Origin of the sequence: Rhodopirellula europaea 6C (genome assembly GCF_000338295.1) — a bacterium.
Lineage (GTDB): Bacteria > Planctomycetota > Planctomycetia > Pirellulales > Pirellulaceae > Rhodopirellula > Rhodopirellula europaea.
This window is the reverse complement of record NZ_ANMO01000133.1, coordinates 1-20842: the sequence shown is the minus strand read 5'-3', so window position 1 is coordinate 20842 and position 20842 is coordinate 1. Positions and strand designations below refer to the sequence as shown.

The 20842-nt window shown below is 56.1% G+C and carries 14 protein-coding genes; 10 read left to right on the top strand and 4 right to left on the bottom strand.

Translation table 11 applies throughout. From position 1 onward, the window contains the following. From RE6C_RS14805 to RE6C_RS14780, 6 genes are read left to right on the top strand one after another with little or no spacing between them, the layout of a single operon-like run. The gene (locus RE6C_RS14805) at positions 1-1059 is read left to right on the top strand and encodes a DUF58 domain-containing protein (protein WP_039962136.1); all 1059 of its coding nucleotides are present in this window, start codon (positions 1-3) and stop codon (positions 1057-1059) included. Continuing rightward, on the top strand, positions 1056-3170 hold the full coding sequence (locus RE6C_RS14800; protein WP_008657750.1) for a BatA domain-containing protein: 2115 nt from the start codon (positions 1056-1058) through the stop codon (positions 3168-3170). Before RE6C_RS14805 ends, RE6C_RS14800 begins: the two co-directional genes overlap by 4 nt. Continuing rightward, positions 3151-7182: a membrane protein gene (locus tag RE6C_RS14795; RefSeq protein ID WP_008657749.1), complete on the top strand. Its 4032-nt coding sequence runs from the start codon at positions 3151-3153 to the stop codon at positions 7180-7182. Before RE6C_RS14800 ends, RE6C_RS14795 begins: the two co-directional genes overlap by 20 nt. Beyond that, positions 7179-9602 (top strand): Ig-like domain-containing protein, encoded by a 2424-nt coding sequence (locus tag RE6C_RS14790; RefSeq protein WP_008657748.1) that lies wholly within the window; start codon positions 7179-7181, stop codon positions 9600-9602. The genes RE6C_RS14795 and RE6C_RS14790 overlap by 4 nt, the downstream gene beginning before the upstream one ends. Then, positions 9599-10696 carry a hypothetical protein gene (locus tag RE6C_RS14785; protein ID WP_144054776.1) on the top strand — a complete coding sequence of 366 codons (1098 nt, stop codon included), beginning with the start codon at positions 9599-9601 and terminating at the stop codon, positions 10694-10696. The genes RE6C_RS14790 and RE6C_RS14785 overlap by 4 nt, the downstream gene beginning before the upstream one ends. After that, the gene (locus tag RE6C_RS14780) at positions 10693-11472 is read left to right on the top strand and encodes a hydroxypyruvate isomerase family protein (protein WP_008657746.1); all 780 of its coding nucleotides are present in this window, start codon (positions 10693-10695) and stop codon (positions 11470-11472) included. Before RE6C_RS14785 ends, RE6C_RS14780 begins: the two co-directional genes overlap by 4 nt. Here RE6C_RS14780 and RE6C_RS14775 read toward each other — a convergent pair. Next, positions 11459-14014 carry a DEAD/DEAH box helicase gene (locus RE6C_RS14775; protein WP_008657745.1) on the bottom strand — a complete coding sequence of 852 codons (2556 nt, stop codon included), beginning with the start codon at positions 14012-14014 and terminating at the stop codon, positions 11459-11461. The two genes, RE6C_RS14780 and RE6C_RS14775, sit on opposite strands and share 14 nt — an antisense overlap. Positions 14015-14770: 756 nt before the next feature. Between RE6C_RS14775 and RE6C_RS14760 the strand changes: the two genes are divergently transcribed. From RE6C_RS14760 to RE6C_RS14750, 3 genes are all read left to right on the top strand, one after another. Further along, positions 14771-16003 carry a DUF1559 domain-containing protein gene (locus RE6C_RS14760; RefSeq protein WP_008657744.1) on the top strand — a complete coding sequence of 411 codons (1233 nt, stop codon included), beginning with the start codon at positions 14771-14773 and terminating at the stop codon, positions 16001-16003. Between the two features lie 109 nt (positions 16004-16112). After that, positions 16113-16289, top strand: coding sequence for a hypothetical protein (locus RE6C_RS14755; RefSeq protein ID WP_236618224.1), 177 nt, complete (start codon positions 16113-16115; stop codon positions 16287-16289). A 258-nt stretch (positions 16290-16547) separates the two neighbouring features. Continuing rightward, positions 16548-17783, top strand: coding sequence for a DUF1559 domain-containing protein (locus RE6C_RS14750; RefSeq protein WP_008657742.1), 1236 nt, complete (start codon positions 16548-16550; stop codon positions 17781-17783). Between the two features lie 84 nt (positions 17784-17867). Here the strand turns inward: RE6C_RS14750 and RE6C_RS14745 are convergent, their stop codons facing one another. Together RE6C_RS14745 and RE6C_RS14740 are read right to left on the bottom strand one after the other, a co-directional pair. Then, positions 17868-18500, bottom strand: a complete 633-nt coding sequence (locus RE6C_RS14745; protein ID WP_008657741.1) for a hypothetical protein — start codon at positions 18498-18500, stop codon at positions 17868-17870. Between the two features lie 95 nt (positions 18501-18595). Next, positions 18596-19294, bottom strand: coding sequence for a DNA-3-methyladenine glycosylase (locus RE6C_RS14740; protein WP_008657740.1), 699 nt, complete (start codon positions 19292-19294; stop codon positions 18596-18598). Positions 19295-19323: 29 nt separating this feature from the next. Between RE6C_RS14740 and RE6C_RS14735 the strand changes: the two genes are divergently transcribed. After that, a complete protein-coding gene (locus RE6C_RS14735) occupies positions 19324-20520 on the top strand; it encodes an amidohydrolase family protein (protein ID WP_039962142.1) in 1197 nt (398 codons plus the stop codon). Here RE6C_RS14735 and RE6C_RS14730 read toward each other — a convergent pair. Then, positions 20439-20842 (bottom strand): CPBP family intramembrane glutamic endopeptidase (locus RE6C_RS14730; protein WP_008657738.1); only part of this gene is annotated, 404 nt, incomplete at its 5' end. The two genes, RE6C_RS14735 and RE6C_RS14730, sit on opposite strands and share 82 nt — an antisense overlap.

Below are 20842 nucleotides of genomic sequence, written 5' to 3'. Positions count from 1 at the left end.
TTGAGCTGGTTTCAACGTCAATCTCGCTCGTCGGGCAAAGCTACCAACGGCAGCACGGGCACTTTCCAGGGCAACTTATCCAAGCCCTCGCGAGCGACCGCTTCGTCGGCGGACGGCACCGGTGAAACCGCTGCCTCCATGGACCCGCATGCGCTGATGCGGATCAAGAACCTGCAACTACGATCCAAGCTCGTCGTGGAAGGTTTCTTTGGCGGACTGCACCGAAGTCCTCTTCACGGGGCCTCGGTCGAATTCAGCGAATACCGAGCCTATTCGCCTGGTGATGATCCACGAGGACTGGACTGGAAACTGTTCGCTCGCACGGACCGCTATTACATCAAGAAGTTCGAGGACGAAACCAACCGACGCTGCTACTTGTTGGTCGACCAAAGCCAGTCGATGGGTTACGGGTCGCTCGAATACACCAAAATGGAATACGCGAGAACGTTGGCTGCGACACTTGCTTACTTCCTTACCTTGCAACGCGACCATGTTGGACTGATGACGTTCGACGAAGCGATCGCGGATGTTGTTCCGGCTCGCAGTCGAGCCGGCCACCTGCGTCAGATCCTCGCCTGCTTGGCTCGCCCAACCTCGGGATCCGGAACCGACGTCAACGGACCGATCTCTCAAATTGCCGCAATCACGCGCCGCCGCGGTTTGGTGGTGCTGATCAGCGACATGCTATCGCCGACCGAGGACCTGCAACGTTCACTCGCACTGCTGCGTTCGCGACAACATGAAGTGATCGTGCTGAGAATTCTGGATCCAAACGAAGTGAATCTTTCGGTGGACGAATCCAAGGTCATGGTGGACATGGAAACGGGACGCAAGATCCAAGTTGATCCCGATGCGACTCGCAAAGCCTATCAGTCCGCCTTCCAAGAACACGCCGAGCAGATCGAATCGATTTGCAACGCCGTCGGAGCCGCGATCTACACCAGCACGACCGATCGACCGCTGCAGGAAGCGTTGTCTGATTTCGTTTCCGCTCATCAAAGGCGAGCGGTAGGTGCTAGTCGATCAGGCATGCTGAGTTCAGGAGGAACCTCCGGATGAGCATGCTCGCCCCGTTTTTCCTGGCCGGTGCACTGGCCGTCGCCGCGCCAATCCTGTTCCACCTGATTCGGCAGCATCCCAAGGGCGCCGTGCCATTCAGCTCGGTGATGTTCCTGCGAGAAGTCCCGCCGCGACTGACCCGTCGCAGCCGCTTGGACCAGTGGCCATTGCTGCTCCTTCGAGCACTGTCGTTGCTATTGTTGGCTGCCGCCTTTGCTCGACCGTTTCTGCGTGGTGCCGACGACCAGTTCAATAACACACCCGTCCGGCGAATCGCGGTGTTGGTTGACCGCAGTGCCAGCATGCAACGAGAAGACCTGTGGGAACAAGCGATCAAAAAGGCTGAAGCGGTCCTCACCGACCTTTCGGCGCAAGATCAATTCGCGGTGTTTGTCTTCGACAACAAAGTCGATCGCATCTGGGAAACGTCGCTCGCGGCAACGTCCGATGAACGCCAAAACGCTCTCGCTCTGCAAGCTCTCACGGAAATCCAACCCACATGGCGAGCCACCGATCTCGGATCCGCGCTTCGCGAAGCCGCCGATTGGGCACAGTGGCCAACCGAGTCACGGACGCCGGGTGAAGACGGATCAGCCGATGGTGAAGCGATCACACGAGGGCAGCTACCCGGTCCCGCCAGCATCGTTTTGATTTCCGATCTGCAAGACGGATCCAAAATCGAGGCACTGCAGCAAAACACCTGGCCGGAACAAGTCACCTTGGACATCCGGCGTGTGGTGCCGAAAGAACAAGGCAATGCCACCGCGATCATGATGAATGATCAAACCCTGGAGAACTTGCAAGAATCATCCGCCTCCGATGCCAATCGTAAACTGCCGGTCCGTGTCGTTAATTCCAAACTCGCTTCCCAGTTCGATCTGAAGTTGCAATGGAAGGACGCGAGTGACAATCAGACGATTCAGGTCGAAGCCGACGCGACCCAGATTGTCCGTCTCGATCAACCGGCGGATTCAGTCACCGCGATGGTGCTGTCCGGTGACAACTCGCCCTTTGACAACACCATCCACTGGGTCGCTCCCGAGAAACGCTCGTATCGACTGCTACATGTCGGCGGCACTCCAGACGATCCTCGCGAAAGTTTGTTTTATTATCTGGAACGCGTTCCTCTGGACAACGCAACCCGAACGGTCTCGATGGAAACCGTCACGGTCGCTCAGTTGCCAACGGACTTGGATCCGCGTGAATGCCCGTTGGTTGTGGTCAGCGACGTCGCCAACAACGATGCGTTCACGAACGCGATTCAAACCTACACGGAAGCGGGTGGCCGGGTGTTGTTCGTGATGGATGCTTCCGACGATGCGTCCGATGTATTGGCCTGCATTGAAACCATCACCAACGACAAGTCGCTCTCTGCCAAAGAAGCATCCGTCGACGACTACGCCATGTGGTCGCGAGTTGATTTCTCATCGCCCCTATTCGCGTCGATGGCAGACCCACAATTCAACGATTTCAGCAAAATCCAATTTTGGAATTACCAAAACGTTTCCGGACTCGAAGAAGCCGGTTGGAACATCCTGGCAACGTTCGATTCAGGAGCTCCGGCACTGGCCCAATCAGGCAACGTTTGGTTGCTGACTACGGGTTGGCAACCATCGTCGAGCCAATTGGCGTTGTCGACCAAGTTCATTCCGTTGATCGCTCAGATGTTCTCTGGCAACGAAGGAACGGCGAGGTACGTGGCCGGACACGTGGTGGGAACGCCGCTTCCGTGGCCGCCAACCGAAGATGCTGAACTGGTTCGCTCGGACGGTGCGTCATCGCCTTACGAACAAGCCTCTGACGCTGACTTCATCGATCGTCCCGGCGTTCATCAATTAAAAATGCCGGGCGAAGAACTCATCACATTCGCGAGCAACCTGGCCGAGTCCGAGAGCCAAACCGACGCGATGGACGAAGACACGCTCGAACGTTTGGGCATCGGACTGGGTGAAGCCGCCACGGCAGAAAAACTGACTCAAGCGACTCTGCAACTTCGAGATCGCGAATTGGAAAGCAACCAACGTTTGTGGCAATGGTTGTTGCTCGCTGCGATTGGAATGTTGGTGATCGAAACCCTCTGGGGAGGACGCTATGCGAAACGAATTGCTTGATTGCATCGATCCCGTGATCCGTCGAATGCGACGACTGCGTTTTTGGCAATCACTCGGCTGGCTGGCGTGGGCCATCGCGCTGATCGTCCTCCTTTGGCTGGTGTGGACACAGCGAACGTTTGCATTCCTATCGTCGATGACGCTCTCGACCTCATCGCTTTCCACGTCTGTCGCGATCGTGTCGACGTTGGTGATCGCGATGTTGGTTTGCTTGATTGCCGCTCGCTTGCGCATTCGAAACGTCCAATCCGTCGCTCGAAAGATCGAAAACCGATACCCGGATCTGGACCAGCGTCTGATCACCGCCGTCGATGATTCGGTTGCCAAGCAGCCCGACAACTATCTGAATCAACGTGTGATGCGAGAGGCACGCGAACACGCCCGTCGCAACGATTGGCCAGATGTCGTGTCGTCACGTTGGCTGTGGGTCAACCGACTGTTTGGATTGTCGGGAACGCTGGCGACGCTCACCTTGGCGGCTTTCTTTCTCCTGGCCGAACCAGACTCATCGGCCAAAGCGTCATCCGTTGTGCTACCCAAACCTGACGTGGTGATCCAACCCGGCAGCACCGAAATTGAACGCGGCACGAACTTATTGGTGACGGCGGAATTCCAAGCCGATTGGATCGATCGTCAATCCGCGGTGGAACCCGAACTCGTCCTCACGGCAATCGACAATCAACCAGTCGCGAATGCGACAGACGCCGAAACGATCGCAGAGGACCAAGCTGAACCGCGTGTTGCACGACTGCCAATGCGGCGAAGCATGGCTGACCCGATCTGGGGCGGTTTGGTTCCTGAAGTCGATGAGTCCTTCACCTACCGAGTCGCACTGCCTCACTGGTCAAGCGAAGAATACCGGGTCGAAGTGTTCGAATATCCGGCCGTCACGCGAAGCGATGCAGAGATCGACTACCCCGAGTTCACCGGGCTCGAGAACCGCCGCATCGAAGACACCGTGCGAGTCTCGGTGGCCAAGGGCAGCGAAGTCACATGGTGGGTTCGAGTCAACAAACCAATCACGTCAGCCCGACTCTTGCCCAAGCCATACAAGAAAAACGAAGAGCACTACGAAGACGCATCTCCGTTGGAGTTGACCCAAGATACTGAGCGTCCTTTGTGGTGGTCGGTCGCAATCCAAGTGGAGGAAAGCCAACGATTCGACGTGGAACTGAAGGACGACAAAGACCGGTCGAATCAGCTATCGACTCAGTTCATTGTCCGAATGCTGCCCAATCAGTCGGCAAAGATTCGCCCCACGGTTGGCGGCGACGTCTCCGTCTCGGCATTGGAAGAGTTTCTCATCGCCGCGGAAGTCCGAGACGACCACGGGCTCTCCCGCGCGGGCGTTTCGCTGACGTTCGCCGGCAAACCGCCGCAGGACATTGTGTTGGCCGAAAACATCGCTGCCAATCAAAAGCAAACGATCCAGCACATGGTCGACATGGAATCGCTCGAGGCCAAACCCGACGATCTGCTGTCGTATTCCTTTTGGGCCGAGGACAAGGTCGCTGGTGAATCCTCTGAGACCGAAGTCCGTCGCACACAGAGTGATCTGTACTTTGCCGAAGTCCGACGTTTCGAAGATATCTTTCGTGAGGGCGATCCCCAAGCCAGCCAACCTTCCGAACCGTCTGAGCCAAGCGAACAAGAACAACAAGCCGAAGAGCTGATTGAAACGCAAAAGCAAATCATCCAGGCCACCTGGAAACTACTGCAATCGACCGTTCGCTGGAACGAGCAAACGACAGCGGACGTTCGTGTGATCGCTGACTCGCAACAAGACCTCATCGCTCAATTGGACGAACTGGCTCAAGAGCTCACCGAAGACGAAGCCAAGCAGCATGCAGCCAACGTCCGACGATCGATGCAGTCCGCCGTTACGGAATTGAACAGAGCGATCGAGACAAGCGACCGTGAACCATTGTCTGCTGCCGTGGTCGCGGAACAATCCGCTTACGCCGGTCTGCTTCGGATGCGAGCCAGTGAATTCGAAGTCACGCGTTCACAACAGCAGCAACCCAGCCAAGGCTCCGCGGGACAACAAAGCAAACAACAACAACTCGACGAATTGGAACTGGACCAAGAAGAGGACCGCTACGAAACGCAGCAGCAAGCTCAGATGACGCCGGAGCAGCAAGCTCAACGTGAGACGCGTCAAGTCCTTAGCCGGTTGAGTGAACTCGCCCGTCGCCAACAAGACCTCAATGAGGAACTGGCTCAGCTTCAATCCGCGATGCAATTGGCGGACGACGAAGAAGAAAAGGAAGAACTCCGCCGGCAACTCGAACGTCTTCGCGAGCAACAGCAGGACATGCTTCGTCAAACTGATGAACTGATGGAACGCATGAACTCACCCGAGAACGCATCCAACATGCAGGAAGCCAGCGAACAACTCGAACAGACACGTGAAAACATTCGCGAGGCTGGCGAAGCGATGGAACAGCAAGATGCGGCTACGGCTTTGTCCAGCGGCAAACGTGCCGAGCGCGAACTCGAATCCGTCCGCGAAGAAATTCGCGAACAGGCCGCCGGCCAGTTCAACGAAGCGATGCAGTCAATGCGGGACCGCGCTCGCGAATTGAACACGGAACAAGAGGAACTCGAGGAACAGTTGTCGGAGATGGACGCTCCCAGCGAATCGCCCGGTTTGCGATCCAGCGGCAACCGCGAAGAACTCAAGGACGCTCTGACCGCGCAGCGTGAGTCACTGGGTGAATTGATGGAGGACATCGAAGAGGTCGTCCAAGAAGCCGAAGAGTCCGAGTCGTTGCTCGCGCAAAACTTGTACGACGCGTTTCGCGAAACACAACAACGCCGGACGCAAGAACGACTCGATGCCGCCAGCCAACTTCTCCAGCGTGGCTTTGATGCGCAGTCTCAGCAAATGGCGGGACAAGCGGGCGAAGCGATCGAGGAATTGAGCGAGAAAATCGAATCCGCCGCCGAAAGCGTGCTGGGCAACGAAGCGGAAGGCTTGCAACGCGCGGCGAATTTGGCCGAGCAATTGGAATCCGCCGTGGAAGACGAAATCCAGCAAGCACGCGGGGATGATCCCAACGGGGAAGGGCAGGGCGGAACCTCAGAGCCATCGGAACGCCAGCCCGGAGAAGAAGAACCCCAGCAGGGACAACGCGCTGAGAACCAGCCAGGCCAAGGTCAAGAGCCAGGGCAATCCGGCCAGCAACAACCCGGACAACAACAAACCAGCGAGGAAGGCCAACCGGGCCGAGGTGGCCCCGGTCAGCCGCAGGATGAACAAGAGCCAGGCGAGCCAACTGCCGGTGGAGAAGCAAGTAACTCAGAAACACCAAGCAACCAATCACCAGGAGAGCAATCGCCTGGCGAATCGGAAGGTGGCCAACCATCAAATTCGCCTTCCCAGTCCACCTCGCCGGGGCAGGGTGGGGCAGGGCAGGGCGGACAAGCTCAAGATGGAGAATCTTCGTCCGAGCCGACTCCAGGTGAACCATCCGAGAACACCGAACCGCAAGAATCCACCGAGCGTCCGCAAGGACCTCCCGGTCTTCGCCCCGCCTCACAACCGCAGCAAGGCCAACCACAAGAAGGCCAGTCACAGTCTCCCTCCATGTCGCCCACCGCGGGTCAATCCGGCGGTGCCAATCCGACGGCCGCCGAAGCTCCATCGTCCTCTCCCAGCAACTTCACTTCACCGCTGACCGGCGAAGGGTTTCGTGAATGGTCCGATGGTTTGAGAGACATCGAACAGATGGTTTCCGATCCCGAACTGCGTTCTCGAGCCACACGGATTCGGGAACGAGCCCGCGACATGCGTGAAGAGATTCGCCGCGAATCCAAACCGCCTCAATGGGATTTGGTCGAGGAAATGATTGTTGAGCCGATGCGAGAACTCAAACGCGATCTCGCCGAAGAATACATGCGTCGCAGTGCCAAGAAACAATCGCTCGTTCCGATCGATCGTGATCCGGTTCCGGATCAATACTCCGAAGCCGTGCGACGTTACTACGAACGAATCGGGAGCGGGCTTTGAACGACGCTTTGGATTCATCTGACAACTGGACCCAGCATTTGGTGTGGGGTGCACCGGAGTGGATCGTCCCCGCCGCGATCCTCGCGGTCGTGCTCGCCGCTGCGATTGGCTGGTCCTACACCCGATCTCGCGCATCCACCCCAATTCGCGTGCTCGCGGCAACGCTGAAGCTGATCGCGGTTGCATTGATGCTGCTGTGTTTGCTTCAGCCAATGTGGCGAGGCGAACGTCCTCGACCGCAGGCCAACTTGTTTCCGATCTTGGTTGACACCAGCCAGAGCATGCAGCTTCAAGACGCGGACGAAGAGCTTTCACGAGGCCAGAACTTTGCCAACACATTGGCCGCCGACTCCGACTGGCGAGTTCAATTGGAACAGACTTTTGACGTCCGCTTGTTCGGTGCAGATTCACGATTGAGCCGCTTGGCCGACATCGACACGATCGAGTTCAATGGCATGCAATCATCCATGCAAACATCAATCGATGCTCTGTCGCAACGACTGAAAGGACGTCCTGTGGCTGGTGCGTTGCTGTTCAGCGACGGCAATCTCACCGATCCCTCGGTGGAACAAATCGCCAGCACCGATTTCCCGTTCCCGATCTTCCCCGTGCTGCCGGATGCTCCGACCACACCGACCGACTTGCGATTGGAACGAGTCAGCGTGACTCAAAGCGATTTTGAGACGTCGCCGATGACCGTTCGCGCTGATGTGATGGCGACTGGACTGAAAGACCAAGAGGTAGTCGTTCAGTTGCTCAACGCATCAGGGACTTCCGTCGAAGAGAAGACCGTCACGATTGAAAAGGAAGGCGAACTGCAATCGGTTACGTTTCGTTTCCGCCCCGAACAATCAGGAACCCAATTCTATCGAGTGTTGGCCTTCACTCCGTCTCAACGTAAATCCATCCGTTCTCAAATCGACGAAGGCAGCGCGTGGCTGGAAGGGTCTTCGGGCGATGAAGCCACGTTGCGAAACAACCAACGTTGGATCGACGTTCAACCTCGGCGTGGCCCGTTCCGAATCCTTTACCTGGCCGGACGTCCCAACTGGGAATTCAAATTCCTTCGGCGTGCACTGCAGAGCGACGCTGAAACGCAACTCGTGGGACTGCTTCGAATCGCGGACAAGGAGCCAAAATTCAGTTTCCGTGACAAAGGCGTCAACAGCAGCAATCCGTTGTTCGCTGGCTTGGGCGAGGACGAGGAAGAGACCCGAGAGCAATACGATGAAGCGGTCATGATCCGATTGGGCGTCAAAGAATCCGAAGAGCTCAGCCAAGGATTTCCCGAAACGTCGGAGGAATTGTTCGCCTATCACGGAATCATTCTGGACGACATCGAACCAGAGTTTTTCACACAAGATCAAATGTTGCTTCTGCGACAATTCGTGAGTCTGCGAGGCGGCGGGTTGCTGATGTTGGGCGGCCAAGAATCATTCAACGATGATTCCTTCGGGAAGACACCTCTGGGCGAACTGTCCCCCGTCTACGCACCACGCAATCGGTCCGACCGACCAGCTCCCGGTGGCAAATGGTCCATCACCCGCGAAGGCATGCTGCAGCCTTGGCAACGACTACGCGAGACGGAAGCCGCTGAAAAGCTGCGACTGTCGAAGATGCCACCTTTCCGCGTGACTCATGAAGTCGGCGACATCAAACCCGGAGCCATCGAACTGGCTCAATTGGAAACAAGTTCTGGCCGCCCCGCACCCGCATTCATCACCCAGCGATTCGGAAAGGGCCGAACGGCGGCCATGCCAATCGGCGACTACTGGCGATGGTCGATGCGGAAAAACCAATACGACAACACGAGCGAAGTCAGCGACGATCCTGCTCAGGCATGGCGTCAAATGGCACGTTGGTTGGTGGGCGAAGTCCCTCGCCGCGTGGAACTGACCATCGAACCAGATGGCTCGACCGGATCCACCAACCTGCGAGTCTTGGTGCGAGACGAATCGTATCTGCCGATGGAAAATGCAACGGTGACGCTCAACGTGACTGGTGAAGATGGCGTTTCAATCCCGCTTACCGCTCGTCCCGATGCAAACGAACTTGGAACCTACGCCGCAACGTTTGTCTCGCGTGACTCCGGTCGGTTCACGGTTTCAGCCGATGCGAAAGCAGCCGACCAAAGCTTCATCGGAAACGACGAAGGCGGCTGGGTCAGCGATCCCGGCATGGAAGAAACCCAGCGATTGTCGTGGAACATAAGCTGGCTGGACAACTTGGCTGAATCCACCGGTGGTGAAGTCCTGCGAGTGTCGAACCTGGGTGACTTTGTCAGCGACCTTCCCAATCGAGAAATACCGGTGACCGAGACTTGGGTCTATCCTCTTTGGCACCAAACATGGGTGATGCTACTCGCGATGGCCTGCCTGTGCGGCGAATGGGGACTTCGAAGATGGAAGGGACTCGCATGAGCAACCGATCAAATATGCTTCGTGGAAAACACTGGGCCAAACTTGGCATTGCGACCGCATTGTGCTTGCCCACGTCAACTTTGGGCTGGGGACAAGACACATCGTCAGCCGAAGTAACCGCCTCATCCGAAGCAAGCCAACAACCCGAATCGGCTGATTCAAAAGAAAGCGAACTCATTCGCGGCGATTTGATTGTCGTTGTCGGCGCGGCGGGCGAAGAATCGTATGAGCCCGTCTTCCGTGAGTGGTCCGACACGTGGACGAAACTTGGGAAAACGGCAAAGCTGAACACGATTCGAATTGGCGAGGCGTCTTCGAACAACGAACAGAGTGATTTGCAATTGCTGGAGCAAGCCTTGCAAGATTTGGAAACGGATTCCCCTCGACCGCTTTGGATTTCGCTCATTGGTCACGGAACCTTTGCCCGTAGCGTCGCCAAGTTCAACCTGCGAGGTCCGGATGTTTCCGCGGGCCAAATGAAGAACTGGTTGGCCGGTTTCAAGCGTCCCGTTGTGGTCGTCAACAACGCTTCATCGAGCGGTCCGTTCATCAACGCATTGTCCGGCCCCAACCGAATCATCGTCACCGCAACCAAGAGCGGCAACGAACAAAATTTCGCGAGGTTCGGCCAGTACTTCGCAGAAGCTCTTGCGGCGATTGATTCCGATCTCGATCACGATGACGCTGTTTCGATTCGCGAAGCGTTTGTCAGAGCCAGCAAGGATGTCGAGCTTTTCTACGAAACGGAAGACCGGATCGCGACGGAACACGCGTTGATGGATGACAACGGCGATGGCTTGGGCACGAAGGCGGACGACCTTCGCAGGAAAGTACTCACACCGGAACAGTTGGCAAAGCTCGATGGGAAACAGGCGGGCCGAATGACGATCGCCCCGGTTGCCAACTCATTGAATTGGACCGACGATCAACTCAAACGCCGCGATGAATTGGAAGACCAGCTGGATACGCTTCGTATGCAACGGCTTTCTGATCCCGCCGCGTTTCCTGACAACCAATGGGCGGACCACCTCGAGAAAATCTTGGTCCCGCTCGCCGAACTCTACCACGAAGTTGAAAGCAACTCGCCTCCATGAATTCACCCGCTCGATTGAAAGCTTCTGTCTGCGTCGACGCTGTTCTCGAAAACCTGTCCACCGTTGATGCGATGAAGCTGGTCGCTGAGTGTGGCTATCCCGCCTTCGAATTTTGGAAGTGGTGGGACAAAGACCTGGACGCTATCAATCAAGCACGCGAAGAGTTGCAGCTTCAAGTCGCCGCCGTCTGCACGAAGTTCATCAGTCTGGTGGATCCCGACGTGCGAGCTGAATACCTGGCTGGCTTGAAGGAATCCATCACCGCGGCCGGGCAACTGAATTGCCCCGTGCTGATCTCGCAAGTCGGCGATGCGCGACCGGGTGTCGACCGGGCCGAGCAACGAGATTGCATGGTGGCGGGTTTGAAAGAAGCCGCACCAATGCTGGAAGATTCCGGCGTTGTGCTGGCAATCGAACCTCTCAACGAGCTGATCGATCATGCTGGCTACTACTTGGTCCGCAGTGACGAAGCGTTCTCAATCATCCAAGAGGTCAACAGTCCCAACGTGAAGGTGACGTTTGACATCTATCACCAGCAGATCAGCGAAGGCCATGTGATCGCCAATTTGACGAAGAACGTTGATGCGATCGCTCACTGTCATGCCGCCGGCAACCCCGGTCGGCATGAACTCGATCGAGGCGAATTGCATTACCCGTCCATCTTCGCGGCGATCGCCGACACCGGCTACTCCGGCCACGTTGGGCTGGAGTATTGGCCGGTCAACGATGCCGCCGCGGGGCTTCGCGAAGCGGCGTCGTGGATCAAGAAGGTTTGAACTTCTTCTTGCCACGTTTCGCGGTTGGTGCGGTGCTTCCGTTGTTGCGAGACTTGTTGCCGAACGAACGCTTTCCGCCACTGAAGCTCTTGCCGCCCGAACCACCGTTGCCGGAGAACTTGCCTTTGCGGAAACCTTCCTTGCGGAAGTTACCGCGACGGCCATCGCCTTCGAAGTCATCGACGACGTCACCGGCTTCTTCAAGGTTCAACCGTTTGCCGGCAACCCAAGTCTTGCGAAGCGTTTGATAGATGTCCGAGGGCATGCCTTCGGGCAGGTCGATCAAGGTGTGCGAATCGCGAATGTTGATTGGCCCGATGTATTCGCCATCGATACCAGCTTCATTGGCAACCGCACCAACAATGTTGCCGGGTTTGACTCCGTCTTGCCAACCAACATCGAGGCGATAGCGAGTCATGCCTTCTTTGACGGGTGTGAGTGGACGACCTTTGGGGCGACGAGGTCGATCATCACCGAAGGATCCACGGTTACCGCGATCGTTCGAACCGAACGAATCACGCCCACGAGAATTATCTCGCTCGGAACGTTCGCGTTGCTTCTTCGGACGTTCCTTCAACAAGAACGGACGTCCGTTCTGGCTCATTTCGGCCAATGCGGCTGCGATCATCTCCATCGGTTTGCCGGATTCTTCGGCATATTGAGCGATCATGTCCTTGTAGATGGTCAGGTCTTGATCAGCGGAAACATCAGTGATGCGTTGCTTGAAACGCCGCACGCGAGCCTCGTTGATGTCGGCAACCGTTGGAATATCGATGATTTCGATAGGCTGCTTGGTCGTGTTCTCAATGAAGCGAAGCTGACGACGCTGAGCGTTGGTCAAGAAGATGATCGCTTGCCCGCTGCGTCCTGCCCGGCCGGTACGACCGATGCGGTGCACATACGATTCGCTGTCGTGCGGCAAATCAAAGTTGAACACGTGACTGATCCGTGGCACGTCCAAACCTCGAGCCGCCACATCAGTCGCAACCAAAACGTCGAGTTGCCCGCGTTTCAGTTGGTCGATTGTCCGCTCGCGAACTTTTTGTGGCATGTCGCCGTTTAGAGCGATGGCGGAAAACCCTTGCTGGCTCAGTTTTTCGGCAACGCTCAGCGTGGAGTCCTTTGTCTTGGTGAAGACAATCACTCCATCGGTTTCTTCCACTTCCAGGATACGAGTCAACGCGTCAATCTTGTCGCGAGGCGAAACAAACAACGCACGCTGGCGAACTGAAGCAGCGGTGATCGTTTTTGATTTGATCGTGATCCGAGCTGGGTCGTTCAGGTACTCGTCAGCGATCTTGCGAATTGGCTTTGGCAACGTTGCCGAGAACAACGCTACCTGACGTCCTTCTGGCGTCTTTTCGAGGACAAACTGAACGTCCTCCAAGAATCCCATGTTGAGCATTTCATCGGCTTCGTCGAGCACGAGGCAATCGAGCGAACCGAGGTCCAAGGTACCGCGTTTGACGTGATCGATCACTCGGCCGGGTGTTCCGACAACGACTTGAACGCCACGACGGAGCTGCTTCAGTTGGGGTTCGTAGTCTTGACCGCCGTAGATAGCAGCGACCTGAAAACCACTCAGATCAGCACCGTACTTGGTGAATGATCGAGCCACTTGGATCGCCAATTCACGAGTCGGTGCCAGCACCAGGACTTGCGGGCGACGGTTGCGAACATCGACTCGCGACAAGATCGGCAACGCGAAGGCTGCTGTTTTGCCGGTGCCAGTTTGTGACTGAGCAAGAACGTCGCGACCATCCAACATATATGGAATGATTTCGGCTTGGATCGGAGTTGGTTTGTCGTATCCCGATGCGGCAACCGCTTTTTGAACTTCTTCTCGCAGATCCAGGTCTCGGAACAAAGGCTCCGCCGGTTCGTTCGATTCCGGAGCCGCCTTCGCTGGCTCAGCCGCTTGGGCTGATTGATCTTGAGCGGACTTGGCGGGTTGTTCGCGAACGGGTTCAGCTTGCTCCGCAACCACTCGTTGTGAGACAGGCTCTTCGCTCACAACTGGCTCAGGTTGGACAGCTGACTCTGGTTGAGCGACTGGCTGTGCTTCGGCGATCACTTCAGGCTTCGAAGAGGGAGCTAATTCTTTGGCCGGTGCCGGTTCGCTCACAAGCTCAGCAACCATTTCGACTGGCGGAGCGACTGGATTGGGTTCGACTGGTTGCTCTTCGGGTGCGGACTGCTCGGGAACAACCTGTGCGGGCTCAGCGGGCACTTCAGGAGCGGCCACGGCGTTCACTTCCGAGATAACCTGCTCAGCGACTGGTTCTGGTTGCGTCTCGACCGCCACGTCGGCAGCTTCATCGGTGCAGTCGGCTTGGTAGAACAGCAAAGATTCGTCGACAGCCGGCGATGGAATTTCGCTTGGGTCAATCACTGGGTTGGCATAGTGAGCTGCCCACTGTGCCGTTGGATCAACAACCGACTCGGTTGTCGACATTTCAAATGTGTCCTGCGCTTGTTCTTGCGAATTCGACTCGGACGTGGGATCGACCAACGTTTCGTTAGAAGCGGGATGATCAGACATCAAAAAACTCGTGCGGTTAAAAAGGTAGCCGCACTCACGCTGCGTATCGCAGGCGGTCATGGTCGCGGCAGAATTGGTAAGGATGGAATGCCAAACCAGAGGACTCGTTCAGAGCCCTGTACCTGGTTGTCTGCGGTTCAATTCAGTCCTCCTGGACTCTCGAACCTTTGCATTCCGACACAACCACGACGCCGCTTCTCATTCACCAGAAAGAATCCGTCTCAAGCGATCAATCAAGACGCTCAACGGACTGGGTAGCCACTCGGGTCGATACCGAGCGGATCACACTGAAGACCTGTCGCAGAAAAGCCGATTCGCGACGTCAATTTGCACGCCGCCGACTTCTGTGGCCCAGAAGAGTAATTGAATTGCAGATTTTGCAATAGGAGGAAAACCAGAATCTCTATCCGGTTTCCGCGAACGTTGCTTCTGATCCCCTCAACCGCCAACAGCACCATAACGAGCGACGGCAGCCTCTCGCCAGCGTCGGCATCCACCCATCCGATTGGAAATAATCTTGGTATTTCAATTTATCGCGATACTTTCATTTTGAGCGTGTGTTAATCAATGGACTTGGAGCTTTTTTCGTGGATTTCGGAACCGATAATCGGAGATAAGACTCGGAATTCGTCGCAATCGAAGATGAAAGACGCGGTCCAACGCACCGAAACGCCCAAGTTGCAGCCCGCCCAGATCTCATGTCGAGTTTGGCTATTACGGGCAAAGAGGTTCATTTAAGACTCAATTGAGGTACTGATGCACAAACGTTTCTCGCCGTCTCGCGGTTTCACCTTGGTGGAATTGCTTGTGGTCATCGCAATCATCGGCGTGCTCGTCGGATTATTGCTTCCCGCAGTGCAGGCCGCCCGTGAAGCAGCCCGTCGGATGAGTTGCAGTAATAATTTCAAGCAAATTGGCTTGGCTGCTCACAACTACCACTCAGCTTACAACAACCTGCCAGTGCAGGGTTCAGGAACGTATGCCGTCGGCGGACGTGATCCTTGGGATGGCAACCCAAATGGAGACGTCTCCTCCAACTACCGTCTGTCGTACCTAGTTGGCATGTTGCCATTCCTGGAACAACAGGGCCTTTGGGAGCAGATCTCGAACCCCTTGAGCATCAACTCGGACGGAACCGTTCGAAGTCCAGCTTGGCAGGCCATGGGACCTCACCCCGACCGGGTGCAATATCCACCATGGGCGACCGAACTTCCAACATTGCGATGCCCAAGCGATCCGGGCTCCGGTTTGCCGTCGCTCGGACGAACGAACTACGCCGCTTGCCATGGTGACTCGGCTGTCTACTCTCGCGACTCGTACCTTGACGTCGACGAAGTGAGTGAAGGCGGCAGGCTACCGTACATCTCAGACACTGCTCATGCCTCTGCGTCCAGCGCATCACACCGAGGGATGTTTGTCACAGGACGTCACATGAAGTTTCGCGACACACTGGACGGCTTGTCCAACACAATCATGTGCGGCGAAATTGCCACTGACCTTGGTGACAATGACAAACGAACCACAGTTGCCACCAACGTAGGCGCGCACGCTGCACCAAACGAAAAGAATCAGTGTCGACTCAATCCGTCTTATGCTGAACCCTACATTGATCCAGAACGCCCTCAGTTTTGGACCAGTGCGGTAACGAAGCAAGTGGTGTGGGGACGTGGCTACCGTTGGCACGATTACATGCCTCCGTACAGCCAGATGACGACGATCTTGGCCCCCAACGCACAACTTTGTTCAGAAGGAACCGACCACCGCGATGTGGTGTCGCCACCTTCAAGTCGCCACCAAGGCGGTGTTCACGTTTTGATGGGTGATGGTGCTGTCAAGTTCATTACCGATTCAATCGAAGCAGGCAACAAGAACGCACCTCAGGTGTCGGACCGCGCTGGCTCACCTGCCGCCGGAAGTAAAAGCCCATACGGTATTTGGGGAGCCCTCGGATCGCGTTCAGCGAAGGAAGTGATTGACGGCGAATTCTGATTTCGCACTTTTGCAATATGACTGACCTTTCAACTGCATTCCTTTCGTTTTCGAAGGGAGTGCAGTTTTTCCTTTTGTTTTGACTAATTTCTTACCATTGGATGAATTAATGAAGACCTGGATGCTTACCTTCGGAATGTTTTGCTTGTTCGTCGCACCACTCGGATGCGACTCTGGGAGCAACAGCAACATTGTCGACAACACGGACGCGGAAAAGTTGGCGGAATACGAAGCCGCACTCGCGGAGGCCGACGCAATGTCAGAAGGATATGAAGGAACGAAGTAGCGATGAGACGGAAACGAGCAGCCAGCATTATCTGGCCGCTCGTCTTGTATTCAAACGCTCCGGTTCGAATGCCATACCTGCCAGTCCAAAGCAGATTTGGCGATCGAACGGACGAGAATCACAAAGACCATCGACTTCACTGGACTTATCCGTGCAGAGTGACAATCAGCACCTGCAACACAACCATGCAGTCCAGCGGCAATTCGCTTGCTGGACCGCAGTTCTATATTTCTCGCCACCCAAATTAGGAAGGCAAAGATGCGCAGGAACAGACAACAGAGACGAGGTTTCACATTGGTGGAACTCCTCGTCGTGATTGCGATTATCGGCGTGCTCGTGGGCCTCTTATTGCCCGCTGTACAAGCTGCTCGTGAAGCCGCCAGGCGCATGAGCTGCAGCAATAATTTCAAGCAAATCGGCCTGGCTATCCACAACTATCATTCGGCTTACAACAATCTCCCTGTCCATGCATCAGGAACCTATGCCGTGGGCGGGCGAGACCCGTGGGACACTAATCCAGGTCGCGAAATCTCGTCTAACAAGCGATTGTCATTCCTGGTTGGCACCTTGCCGTTTTTGGAACAGCAGGGCCTCTGGGAACAGATATCCAATCCTCTCAGCGTGAATTCGGATGGTTCCACCAAGAATCCACCTTGGCAACCCATGGGGCCTCACCCAGACCGCGTTCAGTATCCACCATGGGCTACCGAAATACCATCATTCCGCTGCCCAAGTGACCCAGGTCGCGGCTTGCCATCACTTGGACGCACAAACTACGCGGCTTGCATGGGAGACTCAGCGGTCTATTCCCGAGACTCATACCTCGACGTGGACGAGGTAGCATCTGGAGCGACATTGCCGTACCAAGCTGACACGGCGCATGTGAATGCATCCAATTCAGCCCAGCGTGGAATGTTCGTTAATGGCCGAGCGGTTCAATTCCGAGATACACTTGATGGCCTCTCCAACACGATTATGTGCGGGGAAATCACTACCGATTTAGGCAACAATGATAAACGCACGACGGTTCCGACCAACACTGGAGCTCACGCGGCGCCAAACGAAAAAAACCAGTGTCGACTGGATCCGTCCTACGCCGAGCCATATGTTGATCCAGAGCGTCCGCAATTCTGGTCGCCGGATGGGCTGACCAAACAGGCCGTTTGGGGCCGAGGCTTTCGCTGGCATGATTATATGCCACCATATTCGCAGATGACCACTGTGCTATCGCCCAACCGCGAACTCTGTTCCGACGGCCGAGACCACCGCGATGTCGTTACACCTCCTTCGAGCCAACACCAGGGTGGAGTGCATGTGTTGATGGGAGACGGAGCAGTCAAATTCGTCACCGATTCGATTGAAGCTGGTAACAAAAATGCACCGCAAGTATCGAACCGAGCTGGGTCGCCACCACCGGGTAGCCCCAGTCCTTACGGACTATGGGGATCGCTTGGCTCACGCGCTGCGAAAGAAGTGATCGACGGCGAGTTCTAATCAATTCTCGTTCAGTTCCGTTGCAAGATTAGCTAACTGCCGCTGTGAGTCACTCATGGCGGCAGTTTTTTTGGAACGTTCGATTCAAACCGACTCAGGAAACAGGGCGTCCAATGTGAGCTGGCTCCAGGTTTCCAGGTGTTCGCGTTCTTCGCGAAGTTGTTTCACGGACACGAACTGGCCTTCGGCGAGTTCGGGTTCGTTGCTGGAAACGAGCGGTTGTTCCAATATGAAGCGGTGGACGACTCCTAGGTGCACTCGGCCAACTTCGTTGCTCGGGTCATATAGCAAACCTTCTCGCTGATCCACATAGGGTGCTCCAATCGTGACTTCCTCTTCTAATTCACGACGCATGCCGACGGTGTACGGGTCTTCTTCGCCGCCGGCGTCTTCCTGACTGATGTGGCCGCCGACACCGATGCTGCGTTTGGCGTGCAGACGTTTTTCACCCGAACCGCCACCGCGAGTGTATTGAAACCATTTGACCTCCCCGTCAGCCGGGTCTGTCCACTGCATCACCACGTAGGGAATCAATTGCTTGAAGCTTGGATCGAGCTCCATCGCACCGCGCGGACGATAAGACAATTCGTCGCTGGCAAGAATAGGTTGCAGAAATCGGTCCACATTGCGGTCAAACCCTTCCAGGTGCCCAATCGCTTCGATCAAGGTCGCGGGAATGACGAGGACGTGTTCTTCGGTGGTGGCGTTGGAGGACATTCTGCAATCGAAGTCGTGGACAAGCTGGAGGTTTCAAACCAACCGAGGCCGTGAATCGACTCCCGATTGGTCGCTGGCAGTGTAACGAATTCTCGTCAGAGCGAATCCCGTCGAGGCCGGCGATGCTGCCGAACCAAACCGCTAACGAAGCGATTCCCATCCACGAAAAAACGCAGTGGCAATTCAGCGGACTGGGAAATTCCGATCCGAGTCGTGGTGGTTACACGGCTGCGCAAAATTTTGGGCCCCGCGAAAACACGCCAGTTCCGATCGAGAATCGGATCCACTCCGTCGCACGACCGGTCAATCACGAGGGATTGGCACAAACGTCCGGGGCCCGTCGTCAGCGATCTGCCGTCGGTTGTTTCCGATGGATCGAAGCCTCGATGGTGGATCATTCGGTCGATACCCCAAACCGGCTGAAGAGCCCGGATCAAAACCGCCGAACCGCGCCCGACCGATTCGGCGACCAGATTCACGCAGTGCTTGGCATGAATCGGATAGACATACAATGTGCTCGGCCGTCCGAACATCGATGCATTCCCGGGTTTCTCACCTCGCGCACTGTGACTCGCAGCGTCGCGACTGGACAGGTAGGCTTCAGTTTCCACGATCCAACCCCCAACCCAGACTCCTTCGATTCGTCGAGCGAAACCGCAACCCAACAACTGGCGAGCGACGACAGCAGGTCGACGGTCAAAAAACTGCGGCAGCAACGACTGCGTCGATTCCCAATCGATCCGCCGATCTCCTTCGTCATCCACACGGAACTGATTTCGTTTTGCATCATTCATCAAAACAAACTTATCGCGCGCGTTGGTTGATGCCCATCGATAAGGCTCCGATCCCCAACGGGATGATGATCGTTGACTCGGGCGTGATCGCTTCGATTGGATCCTTTCAGGATTCGAAGATCGAAGGAGAGCTGATCGACCTTGGAGACGTCGCTATTCTGCCGGGTTTGGTCAACGCTCACACGCACCTGGAGTTCAGCGACCTTGCGAAACCCGTCGGACACGCCGGCATGGAATTGGCCGACTGGATTCGCGAAGTCATCACGACCCGAGGGATGGTCGATCACCAAACGCGACAACAAAGCGTTCTCAGAGGACACGGAGAAGCAATTGCCTCAGGCACGCAACTGATCGCAGACATCGTGACCACGCCGATGGAAACAATCCCACCCAACACGATCGCATTCGCGGAAGTCCTGGGACTCAGCCAGGAACGAGGCGATGAACGAATGGCGCAGGCCGAACAACATCTCGCCAACAACACATCGCCTGATTCGCGATGCGACGTCGTTGCCATCAGCCCGCATGCTCCGTACTCGACACCGCTGCCGTTGATCGAGCGGTGCGTAGAAATTGCAAAGCAGCTCAACACGACACTCGCCATGCACGTCGCGGAATCACCTGCCGAACGGGAGTTACTGAGCAACGGGTCCGGCCCGTTTGCCGAGTCATTGCGAACACTGGGATTGCCGGTCGAAGCGTTCTTTCCCTGGACGGAAGCGAATCCAATCTCGCACCTGATTCAGTTGCTCGCCGACTCACCTCGAGCGTTGATTGTGCACGGAAATGATTTGACCGAGTCCGAAATCGAGCAAGTCAAATCGCACCCGAACTGCAGCATCGTGTACTGCCCGAGAACGCATCATTTCTTCCAACATTCCAAGCATCCCGTTGCAGAATTGCTAGCCGCAGGAATCAACGTCGCGATCGGGACCGATTCACGTGCCAGCAATCCTGATCTGGATCTTTGGGGCGAGGTTCAGCACCTACTCAAGCATCGGCCTGACTTGAACCCAACAGACGTGCTTCGCATGGCGACCGCCAACGGTGCCGACGCTTTGGGACGATCCGCGACTCAGGGACGGTTGGCCGCTGGAATGCCAGCCAACTTCATCACCGTCGCAACTAAAGCAAACCGAGTCGATCAGCTTTGGTCGGACTTCTCATCCTCATCCGTGACGACGTCTTCGGTGTCTTCCGCCGCTCGGCCAGCACCCCAGAGTTGAACCGCGTCATAAAGAGCGTGAGCGGTGATCGGGATCAGCAGATTGCCGGTCACGATCAACAAGGCACCAAAGTACAAACCCATCAATGCGGTGACGACGATGTACAGTTTGGTGATCGGATGGAACATCCCAAATGCGAACGAGGAGACCAGCCAGGCGGCGGTCAACTCCCATCCACCGACGCGAGACCACCAAGCCATCAGACCTTCGTCCGGCCAAGCGAATTCGGTGACCGAGTTGGGCAAACTTCCCAGCCATCCGCCATACGCCCACCATCGCGACGGGGCTTCTAAATCGGGGGCGAGCGACGCGGCGTCTCCGG